This is a genomic window from Rhizobium sp. R693 (assembly GCF_002211315.1).
Lineage (GTDB): Bacteria > Pseudomonadota > Alphaproteobacteria > Rhizobiales > Rhizobiaceae > Rhizobium.
The window spans coordinates 1-18,972 of the sequence record NZ_LOKY01000010.1 but is presented as its reverse complement, the minus strand read 5'-3'; the positions used below and the strand labels follow the sequence as shown (position 1 = coordinate 18,972).

The 18,972-nt window shown below is 59.0% G+C and carries 15 protein-coding genes and 6 pseudogenes; 12 read left to right on the top strand and 9 right to left on the bottom strand.

What is annotated here, in order from left to right; genetic code table 11:
- Nucleotides 1–184: 184 nt before the first annotated feature.
- Nucleotides 185–811: a TetR/AcrR family transcriptional regulator gene (locus tag ATY79_RS10735; RefSeq protein ID WP_088703832.1), complete on the bottom strand. Its 627-nt coding sequence runs from the start codon at nt 809–811 to the stop codon at nt 185–187.
- Between the two features lie 104 nt (nt 812–915).
- Here ATY79_RS10735 and ATY79_RS10730 point away from each other — a divergent pair, with 104 nt between their 5' ends.
- Genes ATY79_RS10730 through ATY79_RS10720 form a run of 3 tightly spaced genes read left to right on the top strand, consistent with a single transcriptional unit; the run spans nt 916 to nt 6,154 of the window.
- Complete coding sequence (locus ATY79_RS10730) at nt 916–1,992, top strand: efflux RND transporter periplasmic adaptor subunit (protein WP_088703831.1); 1,077 nt, start codon at nt 916–918, stop codon at nt 1,990–1,992.
- Nucleotides 1,989–3,059 carry an efflux RND transporter periplasmic adaptor subunit gene (locus ATY79_RS10725; protein ID WP_088703830.1) on the top strand — a complete coding sequence of 357 codons (1,071 nt, stop codon included), beginning with the start codon at nt 1,989–1,991 and terminating at the stop codon, nt 3,057–3,059. Before ATY79_RS10730 ends, ATY79_RS10725 begins: the two co-directional genes overlap by 4 nt.
- Nucleotides 3,060–3,070: 11 nt before the next feature.
- Entirely contained in the window at nt 3,071–6,154 is a 3,084-nt protein-coding gene (locus ATY79_RS10720) for an efflux RND transporter permease subunit (RefSeq protein ID WP_088703829.1), read from the top strand.
- Between the two features lie 181 nt (nt 6,155–6,335).
- Here the strand turns inward: ATY79_RS10720 and ATY79_RS10715 are convergent, their stop codons facing one another.
- Entirely contained in the window at nt 6,336–6,857 is a 522-nt protein-coding gene (locus ATY79_RS10715) for a YqhA family protein (protein ID WP_088703828.1), read from the bottom strand.
- A 605-nt stretch (nt 6,858–7,462) separates the two neighbouring features.
- Between ATY79_RS10715 and ATY79_RS10710 the strand changes: the two genes are divergently transcribed.
- From ATY79_RS10710 to arcA, 3 genes are all read left to right on the top strand, one after another.
- Entirely contained in the window at nt 7,463–8,890 is a 1,428-nt protein-coding gene (locus tag ATY79_RS10710; RefSeq protein WP_088703827.1) for a basic amino acid/polyamine antiporter, read from the top strand.
- Nucleotides 8,891–8,997: 107 nt separating this feature from the next.
- Nucleotides 8,998–10,428: a basic amino acid/polyamine antiporter gene (locus tag ATY79_RS10705; protein WP_088703826.1), complete on the top strand. Its 1,431-nt coding sequence runs from the start codon at nt 8,998–9,000 to the stop codon at nt 10,426–10,428.
- A gap of 14 nt (nt 10,429–10,442) precedes the next feature.
- Nucleotides 10,443–11,699 carry an arginine deiminase gene (gene arcA, locus ATY79_RS10700; RefSeq protein ID WP_088703825.1) on the top strand — a complete coding sequence of 419 codons (1,257 nt, stop codon included), beginning with the start codon at nt 10,443–10,445 and terminating at the stop codon, nt 11,697–11,699.
- Between the two features lie 112 nt (nt 11,700–11,811).
- Here the strand turns inward: arcA and ATY79_RS10695 are convergent.
- Nucleotides 11,812–12,053: pseudogene (locus ATY79_RS10695) on the bottom strand (transposase); the annotation flags it as partial.
- A gap of 182 nt (nt 12,054–12,235) precedes the next feature.
- Between ATY79_RS10695 and ATY79_RS10690 the strand changes: the two are divergent.
- The 6 genes and pseudogenes from ATY79_RS10690 to ATY79_RS31445 form a co-directional block, all read left to right on the top strand.
- Nucleotides 12,236–12,916 (top strand): annotated as a pseudogene (locus tag ATY79_RS10690) (redoxin domain-containing protein).
- A gap of 243 nt (nt 12,917–13,159) precedes the next feature.
- Complete coding sequence (locus ATY79_RS10685) at nt 13,160–13,471, top strand: helix-turn-helix domain-containing protein (protein ID WP_088703824.1); 312 nt, start codon at nt 13,160–13,162, stop codon at nt 13,469–13,471.
- Nucleotides 13,464–14,717, top strand: a complete 1,254-nt coding sequence (locus tag ATY79_RS10680) for a HipA domain-containing protein (RefSeq protein ID WP_088703823.1) — start codon at nt 13,464–13,466, stop codon at nt 14,715–14,717. Before ATY79_RS10685 ends, ATY79_RS10680 begins: the two co-directional genes overlap by 8 nt.
- Nucleotides 14,718–14,853: 136 nt before the next feature.
- Nucleotides 14,854–14,922 (top strand): annotated as a pseudogene (locus tag ATY79_RS31885) (antitoxin); the annotation flags it as partial.
- Nucleotides 14,915–15,223, top strand: a pseudogene (locus ATY79_RS31450) (XRE family transcriptional regulator); the annotation flags it as partial. The pseudogenes ATY79_RS31885 and ATY79_RS31450, both read left to right, overlap by 8 nt.
- Nucleotides 15,216–15,479, top strand: a pseudogene (locus ATY79_RS31445) (chromate transporter); the annotation flags it as partial. The pseudogenes ATY79_RS31450 and ATY79_RS31445, both read left to right, overlap by 8 nt.
- Before the next feature lie 244 nt (nt 15,480–15,723).
- On the opposite strand, the gene ATY79_RS10660 reads toward ATY79_RS31445, so the two are convergent.
- The 6 genes and pseudogenes from ATY79_RS10660 to ATY79_RS10635 form a co-directional block, all read right to left on the bottom strand.
- Nucleotides 15,724–16,488: a DUF4239 domain-containing protein gene (locus tag ATY79_RS10660; RefSeq protein WP_088703821.1), complete on the bottom strand. Its 765-nt coding sequence runs from the start codon at nt 16,486–16,488 to the stop codon at nt 15,724–15,726.
- Nucleotides 16,489–16,525: 37 nt separating this feature from the next.
- Nucleotides 16,526–16,864, bottom strand: a complete 339-nt coding sequence (locus ATY79_RS10655; RefSeq protein ID WP_088703820.1) for a DUF2147 domain-containing protein — start codon at nt 16,862–16,864, stop codon at nt 16,526–16,528.
- A 36-nt stretch (nt 16,865–16,900) separates the two neighbouring features.
- Entirely contained in the window at nt 16,901–17,251 is a 351-nt protein-coding gene (locus ATY79_RS30475) for a hypothetical protein (RefSeq protein WP_141105718.1), read from the bottom strand.
- Between the two features lie 161 nt (nt 17,252–17,412).
- Nucleotides 17,413–17,811 (bottom strand): hypothetical protein, encoded by a 399-nt coding sequence (locus tag ATY79_RS31440; RefSeq protein ID WP_088703818.1) that lies wholly within the window; start codon nt 17,809–17,811, stop codon nt 17,413–17,415.
- A gap of 55 nt (nt 17,812–17,866) precedes the next feature.
- Entirely contained in the window at nt 17,867–18,664 is a 798-nt protein-coding gene (locus ATY79_RS10640) for a hypothetical protein (protein WP_088703817.1), read from the bottom strand.
- Between the two features lie 48 nt (nt 18,665–18,712).
- Nucleotides 18,713–18,972, bottom strand: a pseudogene (locus ATY79_RS10635) (hypothetical protein); the annotation flags it as partial.

Genomic DNA, 18,972 nt, shown 5'->3' with positions numbered 1-18,972 from the left:
AAATGCGCGAGCACCGTGAGGATCGGACACGGAATTCGACAGAGCGTCTCTTGGCCTGCCAGGTGAGATTCCTCATCGACAAGTGCTTCAGACGTGACAACAGGAGGGCACTTTCATGCCGTCCACTGGTAGAGTTTGAACCGTTCGTTTCATTCGAACGAACGGCTGGGCAGCGCCCACACGCTCAGGCGACCTGGACCAACAAGCCGTTCAAAACCAGATCGACATGGGCTTTCAGGTACGTGGCCTTGTCCAGGGTTCTTCGCTCGTCAAAGATAAGCTTGAAGACCAGAAAGGCGATTGCAGGTGCAACGACGGCATCGGCGAACGCCGCCGGCATCGCTCGGAACTCGCCATGTTCCACGCCCTCGTCGAGAAGCGATTGAACGTAGCTGTCGAGAGGGTCGATGAACGCCTCGTGGTGCCGGTCGACGATTTGGGGAAACCGCGATCCTTCCGCGATGACGAACTTCATGAGTTCGCGCAATTGGCGATCCTCGACAATCCGGTTGTAGACCAGTTCCAAAAGTCTCTCGAGCCGCCCGGCGGCCGTCCCCTTAAGTTCCTGTGCGCTCGCCAGGAGATCTTCGAACGGCACTGAAATGTGCCTGATCATCGCTTCAAAAAGCTGCTCCTTGGTTTCGAAATAGACGTAGATCGTCCCTTTCGTCACCCCGACCCTCGTTGCGATGTCCTCCAATCGGGTCGCGACGTAGCCGCGCTCTATGAACTCTTCAAAGGCCGCATCCAGGATCTGTGTCGGGCGGCGGGCCTTCTGCTCCGCACGGGTCAGCTTTTTCATATCGGGCATGTCCCACCTTGAGCGTGATTGACGACGTCGCGTCAAGACATTTCTATTGACTAACGGGTAAGTCAATAATATCCACGCTGCAAACCGATTCAAGGGATCAATTCATGAGAACTATCCTTGTTGCCGTCTGGCTTTGTGTCAGCGTGACAGCGCTTGCCTCATGCGAAAAGCAGGCCGCAGGTGAGGCAAAGCCGAAAAGGGTGGAGACCGTCGTGGTGAAGGCTCTGCCTGTCGTCGACACCAGCGCCATCACCGGAGAAGTGAGGGCACGCGTCGAGAGCGACCTTTCCTTCAGGGTCAGTGGACGCATCGTCGAGCGCCTTGTCGATGTCGGGTTGCCCGTAAAGGCGGGGCAGGTGCTTGCGCGCATGGATGCCGAAGAGCAGCGGGCAGATCTCGACGTCGCCAAGGCCAGCCTCCAGTCGGCGCTTGCCCAGCAAACGCAGGCAAAGCTGGCCTTCGAGCGACAGCAAAACCTCTTCCGGACGCAGGTTACGACGCGGGCTGCACTCGATCAGGCGCAGGAAGCGCTGTTGACAGCCCAAGGAAGCCTGAAATCGGCTGAGGCCCAGCTCGATACGGCGCAAGACGCGCTCTCCTATACAGAATTACGCGCCGATGCCGACGGCGTCATCACTGCCCGAAATGCCGAGGTCGGCCAGGTCGCACAAGCCGCGCAACTGATATTCACGCTTGCTCATGACGGGCCGCGAGACGCTGTCTTCAACGTCTTTGAATCCCTGTACCTCGGGCGCAAGCTCGAAAGCAAAGTTGCTGTCAGCCTGCTTGCGGGGTCATCTCGCACGACAGAGGCTTCGGTACGCGAAATCTCGCCGACGATCGAGCCGTCGACCGGAACGATCAGGGTCAAGGTGGGTCTCGAAGGTGCCGCAGACATGCAGCTCGGCGCTCCAGTCGTCGGCTCCTTCCGCTCGCTCGCCGAAGACGCAATCGAATTGCCGTGGTCGGCAATGGCCTCGAAGGGCGGCCAGCCGGCTGTCTGGATCGTCGATCCGTCGTCGTCAAGCGTGTCGATGCGGCCAATCGATGTCTCCGGCTACGAGACCGGCCGCTTTGCGGTTAGAGCGGGTGTCAGCCAGGGCGACATCGTCGTCGTCGACGGCGCCAAATTCTTACGGTCAGGCGAGGTCGTCTCATATGACAAAGGAGCCGAAAAATGAGCATCCGTTCGACATCTGGCCTGTTGCTCCTTGCAACGGTGCTGCTTGCGTCTTGCCAGAAGCAGGATGAGGCGCGCAAGGAGCCACCCCGCCCGGTCCTTTCGGTTGTCGCCAAATCGACCGCTGCCTCGTCTCTCAGCCTGCCGGGCACGGTTGCCGCCAAGATCGAAACCCAGCTTGGGTTTCGCGTGCTGGGAAGGGTGATCGCCCGCAAGGTCAGCGTCGGCGACGTGATCAAGAAGGGCGATGTCGTTGCTGCCATAGATCCTCTTTCGCTGGAGCTTGCGGTCAAGAGCGCCCAGTCAGAACTGTCGAACGCGCAGGCGCAGCTTGCAAACGCAATATCCACGGAAGAGCGCCAGCGCTCACTTGCCGAAACGAAATCGGGAAGCGAGGCGGCCTATGAGGAGGCTGAACTCGGGCGCAGAAGTGCGAGTGCAGCGGTTGCCAAGGCGCAGGCCAATCTTGACAAGGCCGAGGAGCAGCTGGGCTATACGCAGCTTCGCGCAGAATTCGATGGCGTCGTGACGGCAACCTCAGCGGAAGTCGGCCAGGTCGTCGCTGCCGGCCAGAGCATCGCCACGATTGCCCGTCCCGACCAGCGCGACGCAGTGATCGACATACCGGTCGCAAGCTTCGACGGTCTCAAGGTGGGATCGCCTTTCGAGGTCGCTCTCCAATTGGACCCGGCCATCCGTACGAAAGGCGTCATCAGGGAGATCGCCCCGGAAGCCGAGGCTGCAACGCGCACGCGACGCACGAAGATAACGCTCGTCGATCCGCCAGCAGCATTTCGCCTGGGCTCGGTCGTCACCGCAATCGCAACCGTTGCCGCTCAGCCGATGATCCAGCTGCCGTCCTCGTCCATCCTGATGAAGGACGGAAAGGCGAATGTCTTTGTGGTCGACGCTGCCGCCGCCAAGGTTTCCATTCGCGCGATCACGATCGACAAATTCATGGTCGAAGAGGGCTCCGTTCTGATCGCCAATGGCGTCAATGCGGGCGACCGCGTCGTCGTCGCCGGGGTCCACACGCTTGTTGATGGCCAGGCCGTCAGGGTGGATTAAGGGAATAGCTCGTGAAAAAATTCAATCTTTCCGACTGGGCGCTCGAGCACCGTTCGCTCGTCTGGTACTTCATGATCGTCTTCATTCTGGCCGGCGCGATTTCCTATATCGGGCTTGGCCGCGAGGAAGATCCGAATTTCACCATCAAGACCATGATCATTCAGGCTAAGTGGCCCGGTGCATCGGCCGAAGAGGTCACCAAGCAAGTCACTGACCGCATCGAAAAGAAGCTCGAGGAGCTGGAATTCCTCGACTACACGAAGAGCCAGACGGTCGCCGGGCAAACGACGATTTTCGTAGAGCTTCTGCCGACCACCAAGGCTAAGGATGTGAACGCCATCTGGATGCGCGTCCGCAATATGATCGGCGACATCAAGGCAGACTTCCCGAGCGGCGTCGTGGGGCCATTTTTCAACGATCGCTTCGGCGACGTCTTCGGCAATATCTACGCCTTTACCAGCGACGGCCTGACACAACGCCAGCTGCGTGATCTCGTCGAGGATGCCCGCGCAAAAGTCCTGACGGTTCAAAACGTCGGCAAGGTCGACATCATCGGTGCGCAGGACGAGGCCATCTATCTGGAGTTCTCGACGCGAAAGATCGCAGCGCTTGGGATCAACCAGCAATCCGTGATCGAGACGCTGCAGGCGCAAAATGCCGTCACACAATCGGGTTTCGTCGACGCCGGGCCCGAGCGTATTGCCTTGCGGGTGAGCGGCCAGTTCACATCGGAGGAAAGTCTGAAATCGATCAACCTGCGTGTCAACGACCGCTTCTTTCCGCTGACCGATGTCGCCACGATCAAGCGCGGTTATGTCGATCCGCCCTCGTCGCTGTTCCGATACAATGGCCAGCCGGCGATTGGTCTTGCCATCGGCATGAAGGTCGGCGCAAATCTCCTCGAATTTGGCAAGGCGCTGGATCAGGAGATAGACAGGGTCGTTGCCGATCTGCCTGTTGGCGTCGACGTCAAGCGCGTCTCCGACCAGCCCGCCGTCGTCGACGAGGCGGTATCGGGCTTCACGCGCGCGCTGTTTGAGGCAATCATCATCGTGCTGGCGATCAGTTTCATCAGTCTCGGCGCGCGCGCAGGGCTTGTCGTTGCCATCTCCATCCCGCTCGTGCTGGCGATCACCTTCCTCGTCATGGCCTATTCAGGCATTTCGATGCAGCGTATTTCTCTTGGCGCGCTGATCATCGCCCTTGGCCTTCTGGTCGATGACGCGATGATTGCCGTTGAAATGATGGTGGCCCGCCTGGAGGCGGGCGACGACCTCAAAAAGGCGGCAACATACGTCTACACCTCGACAGCCTTCCCGATGCTGACGGGCACGCTCGTGACGGTGGCAGGCTTCATCCCGGTTGGGCTGAACAGCAGCGCGGCCGGCGAATTTACCTTCACCCTTTTTGTGGTGATTGCAGTCTCGCTTCTGGTTTCATGGATTGTCGCGGTTTTGTTCACACCGCTTTTGGGCGTAACGATCCTCCCGAAGACGATGAAGTCCCATCATGATCAGAAGGGCCGCTTCGCAAGAGCCTTCACATGGCTCCTTAGCGTGGCCATGCGCTGGCGCTGGGTTACGATTGGCGCGACTGTGGCGGCATTTGCCCTTTCCATCGGCGCAATGAGCCTGGTGCAACAGCAGTTCTTCCCTTCCTCCGACAGACCGGAACTCATCGTCGACTGGAACTTGCCGCATAACAGCTCGATCTCGGAGACGAACAAGCAGATGGCCAGGTTCGAACAGGAGATGCTTGCCAACAACAAGGACATCGAGCACTGGACGACCTATGTCGGACAAGGTGCTCCCCGCTTCATCCTGTCGTTCGATGTTCAAACCCCCGACGTCTCGGTCGGTCAAACCGTTATTGTCACCAAGGGGCTTGATGTTCGCGACAAGGTCAAGGCCGAACTGCAGGACTACCTGACGAAAACCTTTCCCGGAACCGATGCATTCGTAAAGCTTCTCGACATCGGCCCTCCTGTTGGCAAGCCGGTGCAATACCGCATCAGCGGACCGGATATCCAGAAGGTCCGCGACATTGCCCAGCAACTTGCCGGCATTGTCGGCCAGCACCCCTTGCTCTCCAACATGACATTCGACTGGAACGAACCGTCGCGCGTCGTAAAGGTCGATGTCCTTCAGGACAAGGCGCGGCAACTGGGTGTCTCCTCACAGGACATTGCGACCGCGCTTAGCGGCATCGTGGAGGGGACCGCGGCCACCAAGATCAGGGACGACATCTATCTCGTCGATGTTGTCGGTCGTGCCCAGGCCTCGGAGCGGGGGTCGATCGAGACGCTGCAAAACCTTCAGTTGGCCGGTTCAAACGGCAACTCCGTGCCACTCTCGGCGGTTGCCAACTTCCGCTACGAGCTGGAGCAGCCGACGATCTGGCGGCGAACCCGCACGCCGACCATCACCATCAAGGCTGCCGTTGTCGGACCGACACAGCCGGCGACCATCGTCACGGAATTGCAGCCGAAGGTCGACGCGTTCACAAAGACGCTTCCGGCCGGCTACCACATCGCCACCGGCGGCGCGGTCGAGGAAAGCGCAAAGGCGCAGGGGCCGATCGCTGCCGTCGCACCGCTGATGCTGTTCGTCATGGCGACGATCCTGATGATCCAGCTGCAAAGCTTCAGCAGGCTCTTCCTGGTCTTTGCCGTTGCACCTCTGGCGCTGATCGGCGTGGTTGCCGCCCTGTTGCTCAGCAATGCCCCATTGGGGTTCGTCGCCATACTGGGGGTGCTCGCGCTGATCGGCATCCTGATCCGCAACTCGGTCATCCTTGTCGTCCAGATAGAACATCTTCGAAGCGAGGGCGTGCCACCATGGCAAGCCGTCATCGAAGCGACCGAGCATCGAATGCGCCCAATCATGCTGACGGCGGCTGCCGCAACGCTGGCGCTCATCCCGATCTCGCGCGAGATCTTCTGGGGGCCCATGGCCTACGCGATGATGGGAGGCATTGTTGTCGGCACGGTTCTGACGCTTCTCTTTCTCCCCGCCCTTTACGTCGCCTGGTTCCGGATACCGAGAGATGCCGAGGCCGAAAAGCGGCAAGCGGCACCTGCGCCTGCACATGCCTGAGAGGGAGGGGCGGCCGTTTGTGGTCGCCCCGCCTTTCCTTCGCCATCCGTTTCGTCGAGGTCGCGCTTGCTGCGGATTTTAACAGGATGCAGCAGGAGAGGCGAGGGCCTCGATCGAGACGCCAAGAGGCTCGGTGAGGTCCGTTATCCGGGGTGCCAGGTGGAATGACTGCAAGGCGGGCCTAAGCGCCTGATGTGACATCGCCACTTGCTGCGTCTGTCTTGATCTCAGCCGGCCGCGGGTGCGAGGAAACCGATGCGATTATTTTCATTGCTGCGGCCAACAAGACGATAGCGACAGGCAAGACCAGCGCATTCCATTGGGGCATCGCATCGGCGGTCTCGGCAACCAATGTCACGAAATGGACGACGAGATAGAGAATGATCATCTGAAAAAAGAGATTCTTGAGCTCGGCGATGTCTTCAATCACCATCCATTCCGGCAATTGTTTGCGCGAAGACGGGCTGATGACGAATCCTACGGTAATCGCGCAGCCGAAGATCACCAGGACGATACCGAACAACAGCTTGTCCGTACCCTGCAGGACCGCAGTCACGACGGCTTGATCCGGATCAGTGCGGATGTATGCGAACGCATCCCAGATTGTCAGGAGGCCTTCCCAGAACATCAAGAAAGACGCGGCGATGACACCGACAGATGCCAGCGCCATCACGTAACGCAAACTCAATAACACAGCGATCATTTCGTCTCGTCCCCGGAAGGCGGCTTTCTCGCAGGTCAGTTTCAGAAAACGAAATCACGTTTGGCGCGAGCCAATCAGTACCATCATCTCGCCATTGCTGTCCATTCCGCCTCGGGTGCCATCCTCGTTCAGAATATCCCGACCGAGGCTGGTCATGCTTGGGCGGCAGTGAAGAAGGCCAGGCCGCCGGCTGCTGATTGGAACGCATGGTGCCGTCAGGCCTGATGTCGGATTTGAACAGTCTGACAAGGCATTTGATTTTTTAAGGCACCGCACAATATTTCATACACGCAGAAATAGAGCCTCAGGGCATGGTTCCGCAGCGAATGAATAAATTGGCTTCGCCAACGGCAATCAGGCCCGCAATGGTGCCTCTGGCTGCCGCAAGCGGAGCCGGCGCGGCTCACAGCCGGGCGATGGCGTGTCGGTGTCTGGAGGTCTTCTTGTCGGTGCTTTGTTTGGCGCCAATTCCACGTCTTAATGTCCTGATCCGGACCCCGGGCGAGGCCCCAAGACGCGGCCGTTCGGGCTCAAGAAACAAGATTGCGAATGCCAAGCCAAGCTTCATTCGTCAGGCGCGGCGAAAGCCAGTTCAAGGAGCAACGATGCCCAGTTCTTCTCCTCAGACCAAGTTTTCGGCCTGGACACTGATGGGAATCGTGGTTGGTTCCATGGTCGGCGCGGGAATTTTCTCGCTGCCTCAAGCCTTCGGCAGGGCGACAGGGCCGCTGGGCGCGGTGATTGCTTGGACGATTGCCGGTGTCGGGATGCTGATGGTCGCTTTTGTGTTCCAGACCCTTTCGGAGCGGCGACCTGACCTTGACGCGGGCATATATGCCTACGCCAAGGAGGGATTTGGCAACTATGCAGGCTTCTTATCGGCGCTCGGTTACTGGAGTGCTGCTCTATTGGGCAACGTATCGTATTTTGTTCTCATAAAATCGACCCTCGGCCTGTTCTTTCCAATCTTCGGAGATGGAAATACGGTCGTTGCGGTTGCGACCTCTTCGTGCCTGCTTTGGGCGATGCACTGGCTTATCCTTCAAGGCATCCGCCAGGCCGCGGCTTTAAATGCAGTCGTTACAGCCGCAAAGCTCATTCCAATCATGGTTTTCATCATACTGGTGCTGCTTGCCTTCAAGTGGGAGGCCTTCAGCGGCGGCTTCTGGGGAGAGGGAGATCGCACCGTCACCGCCATCGCCAATCAGGTGCGCAGTACGATGCTGGTTACAGTATTCGTCTTCGTTGGCATCGAGGGTGCAAGTGTCTATTCGCGATATGCAATGAAGAGGTCAGACGTCGGGATCGCCACGGTAGGCGGATTTCTGATCGTCCTCGGCTTGATGCTAGCCGTGACACTATTGTCATATGGCATACTTTCACCCGGTGAGCTTGGCCAACTTCGCAATCCCTCCATGGCAGGTGTCCTTGCAGCGGCCGTGGGCCCGTGGGGTGCCGTCTTCGTCAGCGTCGGATTGATCATCTCCGTCGCCGGTGCCTATCTCGCCTGGGTCCTGCTTGCCGCAGAGATCTTATACTCGGCGTCGAAATACGAAACGATGCCCCGGTTTTTATCGAGGGAAAACAGCAAGGGCGTGCCCGCCAATGCGCTGTGGCTGACAAATATCCTGGTTCAGCTATTTCTGATCCTTACGCTTTTCACCCAGTACGCCTTCACATTGGCGGTGGCGATGACAAGCTCAATGATCTTGATCCCCTATTTTTTTGTTGCAGCCTATGGCGTCAAACTCTCCTGGAGCCGGAGGGCAACAAGGCAATTTCCCGGTCACGCAGAATTTATGCAATCTCTGCTGGCGCTGATCTACACGAGTGGCCTGATATATGCAGCTGGCGCAAAGCATCTGCTTCTCACCACTCTTCTTTATTGTCCCGGTACGGTTCTTTTTTCCCTGGCGAGACGGGAGCAGGGCGAGCGTGTCTTTAACCATTGGGAAAAGGCCGCTTTCGGCCTGCTATTTCTAAGTGCAGCTGTGACTATATTCGAAATTGCAAACGGGAGAATTAGCATATAGCGTCAGACAACTCATAGGGGCAAAACCACGCCCTGCCAGAATGCAAAAGCCTTACATCAAACTGACAGCTGAACAGAGATAATGCTTGAACTGAGAGGTTTTCTCAAATGGCAGACTCGCAGCAGAAGTTCTCACTGTTTTCTCTGACCGCAATGGTGGTCGGCTCCATGGTCGGAGCCGGAATTTTCTCTCTACCGCGTACTTTTGGTATCGCAACCGGTCCTTTCGGCGCGATCATTGCCTGGTGCGTCGCCGGCGGTGGCATGTACATGCTGGCGCGTGTTTTCCAGGCACTTGCCGAACGCAAGCCCGACCTTGATGCCGGTGTTTATGCCTACGCCAAGGAAGGCTTTGGCGACTATCCAGGCTTCCTGTCGGCCTTCGGCTACTGGATCGGCAGTTGCATCGGCAACGTTTCCTACTGGGTCCTGATCAAATCAACGCTCGGTGGCTTCTTTCCGGTCTTCGGCGACGGCAACACGGTGGTTGCGATCGTCGTCGCATCGATTGGGATCTGGCTGTTTCACTTCATGATCCTGAAGGGCATTCAGCAGGCGGCCCTCATCAACACGGTTGTGACAGTCGCAAAAGTCGTGCCGATCATCGCCTTCATCATCATCCTCTTCGTTTTTTTCAAGCTTGACCTGTTCCGGCTGAACTTCTGGGGTGGCGAAGGCATGCCCGAAGCCTCGCTGCTCGAGCAGGTGCGGGCCACGATGCTGGCGACCGTGTTCGTCTTCATCGGGATCGAGGGGGCCAGCAACTATTCGCGCTACGCACGCACGCGCACTGACGTCGGCACCGCCACGATCATGGGTTTCATCGGCGTCAGCGCGTTGATGGTCCTCGTCACGCTCTTGCCATATGCCGTCCTTCAGCGTCCTGAAATCGCCGCCATGAGCCAACCTTCGATGGCGGGCGTGCTTGCAGCCGTCGTTGGCCCCTGGGGCGCGGTGTTCATCAGCATCGGCGTCATCGTTTCGGTGCTGGGCGCTTATCTCGCCTGGTCACTGGTGTGTGCCGAGGTGCTCTATATTGCCGCACGCACGAATGACATGCCCCGACTGTTTGGCACGGAAAATGAAAACAGGGTTCCAGCGGCTGCCCTTTGGCTGACAAATGGCATCGTCCAGCTCTTCGTCATCAGTACCTACTGGTCCAGAGATGCCTTCGCGCTGATGCTGAACCTCACCAGCGCCATGTCGCTCATCCCGTATCTTTTTGTCGCTGCATTCGGCTTCCTGTTGGCAAAGCGGCGACTGACCTATGACCTCAGACCGCAGGAACGCAACCGGGATCTGACCATCGCGAGCATTGCCGCCATCTACACGATCTTCATGATCGTCGCCGGCGGCATGAAATTCGTCCTGCTATCGGCCCTTCTTTATGCACCGGGAACAGTTCTCTACTTCTGGGCGCGGCGCGAGCAGGGCAAGCAGATCTTCAACACAGCCGCAGACTGGGTAATCTTCGCCGCCGCCGTTACAGGCTGCATTGTCGCGATCATTGCTTTGGCCACGGGATACCTGACAATCTGAAAAGGAGGAAACGCATGTCTTCTGCAACTTCCACCCCTCAGGCACTTGGCGTCCATTCCGAAGTTGGGCAGTTGCGCAAGGTGCTGGTGTGCGCTCCCGGGCGTGCCCACCAGCGGCTGACACCGACCAATTGCGATGCGCTTCTGTTTGATGATGTCCTGTGGGTCGACAATGCCAAGCGAGACCACTTCGACTTCATGACCAAGATGCGCGACCGCGGCATCGACGTCGTGGAGATGCACAATCTCCTGGCACAGACGGTCGCCGTGCCCGAAGCCAAGAAGTGGATCCTCGACCATCAGGTCGTCCCCAACCAGATCGGCCTCGGGCTCATCGACGAGGTGCGCTCCTATCTCGAAGGCCTGTCTGACCGTGATCTCGCCGAAACGCTGATCGGCGGTCTGTCGACCTACGAGTTCCCGGAGGAAATCGGAGGCGAGCAGCTATCTCTCATTCGCGATGCAGCCGGCGTCAACGAATACCTGCTGCCGCCACTCCCGAACACGCTCTACACCCGTGACACGACCTGCTGGATCTATGGCGGTGTTACGCTGAACGCGCTCTACTGGCCCGCGCGCCACGAAGAAACCATCCTCACCACCGCAATCTACAAGTTCCACCCGGATTTCGCTGGCAAGGTCAACATCTGGTGGGGCGATCCGACCAAGGACTGGGGCCTTGCCACGCTCGAGGGTGGCGATGTTATGCCGATTGGCAAAGGCAATGTGCTGATCGGCATGAGCGAGCGCACGTCGCGTCAGGCCATCAGCCAGGTCGCAGCGGCGCTGTTCGAGAAGGGGGCAGCCGAGCGCGTGATTGTCGCGGCCATGCCGAAGCTGCGCGCCGCCATGCATCTCGACACGGTGTTTACCTTTGCGGACAGAGATTGCGTGCTGCTCTATCCGGATATTGTCGATGGCATCGATGCCTTTTCCTACCGGCCGAACGGCAAGGGGGGTGTCGAACTGCACAAGGACAAGGGCAGCTTTGTCGAGACGGTCCGTGACGCTCTGGGACTTAAAAAGCTTCGGGTCGTCGAAACCGGCGGCAACGACTATGTCCGCGAACGCACCCAGTGGGACAGCGGCGCCAATCTCGTTTGCGCCGCGCCGGGCGTCGTCTATGCCTATGACCGCAACACCTATACGAACACGCTCTTGCGCAAGGAAGGTATCGAGGTCATCACCATTACTGGCGCCGAGCTTGGGCGCGGACGGGGCGGCGGCCATTGCATGACCTGCCCCATTATCAGGGACCCTGTCGATTATTGACCCACCGAAGGCTTGCCAACGGCATCGTTGGCAAGCCGTTGAAGGCGTCCGCAACGGGTAGCGAGGTAGTTTTCGTTTCTCGAAGCCGGTTGCGACGCGCCGGAACTGTCGGCGGCAGGCCGTCGATCAGGGCATCAGCTTGCGGTCATCGCCCTTCTGTCCTGCGGTGAGTGTGAAACGGACCGGGCAGTCAAGACCACGCACTGCCATGTGGATCTTGGTACCCGGGTCCTCCGTGCGAACGGCCAAGGGCCTGATCTTCAGCCTTTTTGCGCCGGCGGCGTGCTGATGGGCGCGGATGATGGTGGAATCGGCAATCGGGTAATATTCCGAGTCTGGATCGTCCGACATTGCGCGAACATGCGTGCTTTGGATTGTGCGCATCGGCTCGGCCTGGTGACGCCGCTCGGCGCGGTGAACAGCGTGCCTAGCCACTCTCGGCGTTCTCTACATCGAGCGATGGGCCTTCTTGTGGCAAGTGATATAGTTAAATTTCAGTCGTTTCACCTTAGACGATACGAGAAGGCAATTATTCCATGGGAGACCAAAAGCGCCCGCTGCAACCTGGAGAAACCGCCCCCGCGTTCGCACCGGCCACGGCCAACTTTGACGGAACGGTCTCTTTCGCCGACTTGCGCGGTCGCCCATTCTTGATCGGCTTCTTTCGCGGGCTGCACTGCCCGTTCTGCCGGCGTCAGGTAGAATAGCTTGCCGGCGTACAGCCCACCCTGCGCGCCGCCGGGGTGGAGACGGTGGCCGTTATCAACACGCCGGTGGAACGCGCCCGCCTGTATTTCCGCCACCGTCCGACGCCAGTAACGCTCCTATGCGATCCGGACTGCCACACGCATCGGGCCTACGGTGTGCCGCATGCTGAGTTCCTGCCCGATCAGAGCAGCGAACAGCCCGAATGGCCTTATAGCGCGACGATGGCGCAGTTCCAGGCGGCACGCATCAACCCCACGGGCGAGTTGCCGGAACCGCTACACCCGATGGAAGCCAACACGGTGCTCAACGCCAAGGACCGCTTCGAGCTTGATGAAGCCGATAATGCGATCTTCGCGAACCACGCTAGCCAGCTCGTCGGGCATTTCCTGGTCGATGCGAACGGCACCATCAGCTGGGCACAAATTGAGTCGCTCGACGGACCGAACAGCCTCGCCATCTTCCCGACCGCGGCGGAGATCATCGCCGCCGCGGGCGACCTTGGACGCTGACCTGCAGCGAACCGTCCCCAAGGGAGAGCGGGAATAGGAGGCTGCCTTAGATAGAATATGTATCGAAGAGAGATGTTTCAGCCGCGGTGCTCGCAATCGCCGGATCGTCAGCGATCAGGATGAACTGCAAACGGATCATTCTTGCCACTATGATCCTCTTGCGTATCATTTTCTTGACCATTTGTGTAAATTTTGATATGCAGACATATCATCTTGAGGAGAATGATATGCTAGGATATCAAAATGGGGCCTGAGTCAGAGGCCTTGCTGGAAATTGGGCGGCTGTTGAAGGTGGCGCGTAAAGGCCTGGGGCTAACTCAAGAGCAGGTTGCCAACATGGCAGGCATATCGCGTCCCCGGTATCGCGAGATCGAGGCAGGGAGCGCAGCCGCCCGCACGACGACCCTGGTCAACATTGCTCGCGCGCTCGGCCTCGAAATGATGCTCATTCCGCAGGCCATGGTTCCAGCGATCAATGCTCTGCTGCAGCCGCATGATGACGACGACGACTTACCTGCCTTCGTGTCCCTCCCGGAAGGTGATGCCTATGCCTGAGGCATATCTTGATCCCATATCCATCTCATCACTTGAGGTGCTTCTGAACGATCTGAAGGTCGGCACGATTGTCAGGACACCAGGCGATTTCAACGCGTTCAGCTTCGAGGATACCTATCGCGCGACCGGTGGCTTGCCTGTGCTCAGTCTGTCTTTCCGCGCGGCCACGGGAGGGCTGCGCAAGGATCCCAAACCTGTTGCCAGGGCTCTGCCGGCGTTTTTTGCCAACCTCCTTCCCGAGGACAAGCTGCGCGAAGCGATGGAGAAGCACCACGCAGGCAGTGTTCGCGCTGGAAACGATTTCGATCTGCTGGTCGCACTCGGGTCGGATCTGCCGGGGGCCGTGCGCGTCATGGCCAGCGAAGGGACGCATGTTCGTGTGGGCGAGCTGCCAACTTTGAAGCCGAAGGCCAGGTTTTCGCTTGCGGGTGTGCAGATGAAGCTTTCCGTCATCAAGAACACGGGCAAAGGTGGTAGTCTGACCATACCACTCGGGGATGAGCAAGGCTCGTATATCGCCAAGTTTCCATCGACATTGTTTCCCGGCGTCTCGGAAAACGAATATGCCAATCTCGCTTTGGCCGAAGCGATCGGCATGGACGTGCCGGAGCGTGAGCTCGTCGAGCAATCGGAATTCGAGGGAATCCCGGAGGAATTCAATACGCTGACTGATGGAAAAGCCCTGCTCGTCAAACGCTTCGATAGAGGCGCCGGCGGCGAGCGGATCCACATCGAGGATTTCGCCCAGGTGTTCGGCATCTATCCTTCGCGCAAGTATGAAGGTGCTGCCTATCACGATATTGCCGCAGCCCTGAGCGTTGCCATCTCGTTGGCTGCCGCGCTTGAATTCGTCTGCCGGTTGGCGTTGGCTACCATTACCGGCAATGGCGACATGCACCTCAAGAATTGGTCGCTGATCTATCGTGGCGCGGGCGACAAACCAGCGCTCGCACCCGTCTACGACATACTCTCGACCGTTCCCTATATTCCCGCCGATGCCATGGCGCTGTCGCTTGCCGGCGAGCGTTCCTTCAAAGCAATGAACGCGCAGCGATGGAAGGCCTTCGCCAATCGTGCACGTCTGCCGGAAGCTGCTGTCCTTAAAGCAGTGACCGGGACCGTTGAGCGCGTAAATCAGTTTTGGTGGTCGCTGCCGGAGCGTGACGTCGTTCCGACAAAAGTGCTTGAGCGGATCGATACACATGTGAAGCTGATGACGCCGATCCTTGGCACGTGTGCGGGCTAGAAAAGTGATCGTGAAGATCGACGTCCCCACCACCACCGAAGCGATGCGTGATGAGTGGAAATGATCGGGAATGCAGTTGCTGAATTCCCCAGAGGCATTGTGCGATGTGGGTTTTCTCAGTTGACGGAGTAGCCCGATGAGCCGATTGACGATCGACATAACGGATCAGCAACATCAGAGCCTAAAGGCGCTGGCAGCTGATCAGGCAGCACGCAAGGGCGGTTAAGCGAGCCAGGCGGCCGGCGGCCATCAGGTCAGTTTCCGCGTGGTGGTGGATCCGCTGGCCCGAGCACAGACGATTTCAGTCGTTGAAAGGGCCGCTGCTTCATCAGAATACGTTTCCGGTAGAAAAGGCGCCAGAGCCGGATGACGAGCTTCAGGCAGCATTGGCTGCCGCACGGGAACGCGGACGGCGTCGCGTGGCGGAGATTCTCGCTGAGGACGATATGCTGAGCGCGGAGGTGTTCGCGGGCGTGCTCGGCGTTTCGCGCGTCACCGTCAACACAGGCCGTTCCCGGTCCGGTGTTCTCCTCCGCCGCATATCTCGGTTTCGTCTCCAGCCAAGAGCCAAACGGCATCGTCGGCGCGACGATCGAGCTTGTCTTCATTTTTCTTTACGGGCTTCCTGCTGCTTCCCGGAGCGCTGCCCTTCTGGGACGCCTTCAGAACCTATCCGTCGGCGCAGGCGATCATGCGCGGAACAAATGCGGCAGCCGTCGATATCTTAGGGGCGCGCTCTATAGCCAGATGTGGACGAGCGCCAGCGCAAATAGGAGGTTGGACGGTAATGCCTTGCGCCCTAGCGTGTGTGGCGAATGCGTCTTAATGCAAGGTTCCCAGCCTTCGCTTGAACGGCACGGCGGTCCCCTGTGGGTGGAACTTCGGCAGGCATTTCAGGGGTTTTGACCGACGACGCCTAAGGACGTCTTGCCACGGAGCCATTGCACCGTGGGCTGCACAGAAGATGGCGTACCGCGGATCAGAACAACGTCCAATCCAATCGCCTTCACTGCTTGCCAATATGGTCGAGGGCGGATCTCAGCGGCTCGTCCGAGACATGAACGGCACCGATGTACGGATGCGCCATGTCCACGATCAGAAATACCGCTCCCGCAACAGAGACCGCACATACAAGGATGATGCAGACAACCGTAAGATTCGGCGGCGCCTGAAGCCCGAACGTCGCGAACAACCACGCCAGCCAGAACACTAAGATCACAAGAAACGCGGTTGGGAGTCCTTCCGTGCCGGTCTCCACGGTCATCCAGTGCGCTTCCGCGATTTCGCCGCTGACCACCAAGGCGCGGGACTGAAGTGTGCGATGAGCCTCGTTCGCTGGTGTCAATGCCCGGATTGCGACCTGCACCGGCTCGACAGTCTGCGATACGTCATATGGATCGACAGGCGCCTGGCCCTCATTCCTGCCGCTCCAACTGCTTTTCAGCCTGGTCTCGATGAGCTCATGCAAACGACCGCGCGCATCCGAGGTCTCCTCGCCGTACTGGGCCAGGATGCGGTCGAGCAGAACGACACGGGCGACCGAGCTTCGAAGTTCAGCGTCCGCACTGTCAAAATCGGTCTTCGCAGAAGCGATGAGGAGGCCGAGCGCGAGCGCCGACAATGTTCCAACGATAGCGGTCGCCAATCGGATCACGTCTTTGGAGGCGGCGTCCAGATGGTGCTCCGGCAGGCGGGCACGCAACCCCATGCCGATCAGCGTGGCGGCGACAAGGCACGCAAAGACAGCCCCGCCGATCAAGATGGAGCCCATCTTCACAATCTCCCTGTCGTGGTGGTTCCTGATGGTCTCAGAGGCGTGGCCAGGTCTGCGATTCACAGACGACCTTCAGGACGCAACCCTTCAGCTTCAGTGCATTGGCTGATACCGTCAGAGAGCCGTCGTATGTCTTGTTGGCGTCGGGATCGGTGATCTTGCCTTCGTAGCTGCCGTCCTTGCCCCTGAAGGTGCCGATCTGCTTTCCGGCATGCTTGCCGGATTTAAGGGTGATGCAGTAGCCGCCGCCGCAGGGCGTGATCGCGGCGGTGTCTCCAAGCTCCGTTTTCCAGTTTCCGACGATCAGATCTTCTGCATGGGCGATGGTGGGGATGGCCGCGAGCGCGGCGATGGCAATGAACATGCGTTTCATGGCGTTTTCCTTTGTTGGATTGAAATTCAATCAGTTTCAATGTCGGGCACGGTCGTCGTTGTCTGGCGTTTGCTCCTGACCTCGGAGGGCCAGGCCGAGACGTTCCAATTCGGTAGTGAAGCAGAAAACCGAAAACAGGACCGCAAGAAGGAGGAGCCCGCGCCAGACGAATCCGTTCCCGTGCAGCCCGAAATCAATCTCGGGAAGATGACGGAAGAGCACCAACGAAAACAGGGCGCTCGCGATGATGAAGGCGAGGCGGCTGACGAAGAGGACTAGCTGGCCCGACACAACGTGGGTGTCTCGCACTGGCAAGGGGACCTTGAATACCCGATACCAATGCGCGCCTTGCACCAGCGTGACGCTCAGCGCAATGACCGCGACCATCGGCGTATCCGCGTACACCTGCACGTGACCTGGATCGTCAAGCAACCGAGTATACAAGGGATAACATTGGCTCAGCAGAGCTGCGGACCCAATCGCCTGCGTGGTCAGGAGCCATGAATATCGTGCCCGCGAAGTCTTCATCCGAGCTGTGTCCTCCCAATTTATGAGGGGCACACGTCCCAGAAGCCGGTCGTTTTGGCAGGAGTTGTGTAATACCAGCAATATCCCGGTTTGGGAGGCGTGCCGGCTATCGATACCGCTGTTGCGCCGGCGATAAAGCCTATCGCGGCGCCTGCAGCGATCGCGCCGCCTGGCCTCCAGTAGCGATGGGGAGCGACGACAACGACGCCACGGCGCGGTACCGGACGATAGGCTGGAGCTGGTCGTGCCCCGGCGGCACAGCCGCGTGGTCCACACGCCGCCGCCGCACAGCCTCTCGGTCCGCACGCGGCGGCCGCCCGTCTCGCCTCTGCGGGCGAGGGGCTGAATATTGGCGCAGAGACTAGCGTCAGAATCGATATCGTTGCGAGTAGATTGGCGGTAGACTTCAGAAAGTTCATCAGTGATCTCACTTTGGATAAGCGGGTGCTCGACCGCCTTTGGCGGTAGCACGACTTACTTCGGAAATAGGAACGTCAGAGCCACACGGAAGCCCAGACCACTGGGGCCGTTATCCGGCGCATCCGCCCAATAGCGAATGCCAGCCGTCAGACTGATCGGCTGTTTGTCGATGGTGATCAGCTTGGCGACCGTGAAGTTGATCGGAACGGACCAGTCGTTCGTTTCCCAGTCGTAAGTGGATTCGGTATTCAGCGAGAACGTCCAGGCGTCCCTGGTCGTGTAGGCGATGAATGGCTGAAGGAATGTGGAACTCACGTCCGGCCGATCGCTCTGACCTGCAAATGACCAGATGTGGTTGCCGAGCATCCCGACCGTCCATGGCCCTTCCTGCTTGAGGACGACCGCGGTCGGGCCCGCGCCCCACTTGCCGGTGCCGAGGAATTCGTCCGTCGCCGTCGGAATGAGGAACGCCGGTCCCGCACCCCAGATAATGCCGCTCTCGGTTGGTTTAGAAGGAGAGAAGAAGAAGCTCTGTGTCGTATCGCCGAGGCCGAACTGCGTTCCCGATGGGCCGGCGATGTCATTCTGCCACGTGACCGGAAGAATGGTGCGCGAGATGACGTTCCAGTCCTCGTTGATTGCGAACGGAATGACAGGCTGGATGTTCAGCGTCGCCTTGTCGCCGTCGTCGGGGCCGTAACCGTGATCGTAATTGAACTGGAAGGGAACGCTGATCAGCGAGGCGATCGGGTTGGAGAGCTTCTTCGCCAGGTCTTCATTCGACTGGGCGTTCGCCAACCCCGGAGCGAGCCCGAGCGCCAGCAGGGTCGCGATGTAAGCCGTTTTCTCCATCGATGCCGTCTCCATTGAACCAAGATCAGAGCAGATTAAGGTGTCCGCCTAGAAGTGAAACGCGACGCCGATAATCGGTCCCTGCTCGACGACGTCGAAGACAAACCCGTCGTTGTTATAGTTCACGCCGACCGCCCGGTAGCCAGCGACTGCCGAGATCGTGTCGGTGAACTTGTAGCCGAGCGCCAGGGAGACATCCCAATCGAGATCGGCGCCACCGCCGCCGACCAGGCCCCATCCCGTCACGTAGATTTCGGGCGTGAAAAAGTAATTGCCCCGGACACCAGCCAGCGCGTCGACCCAGGTCG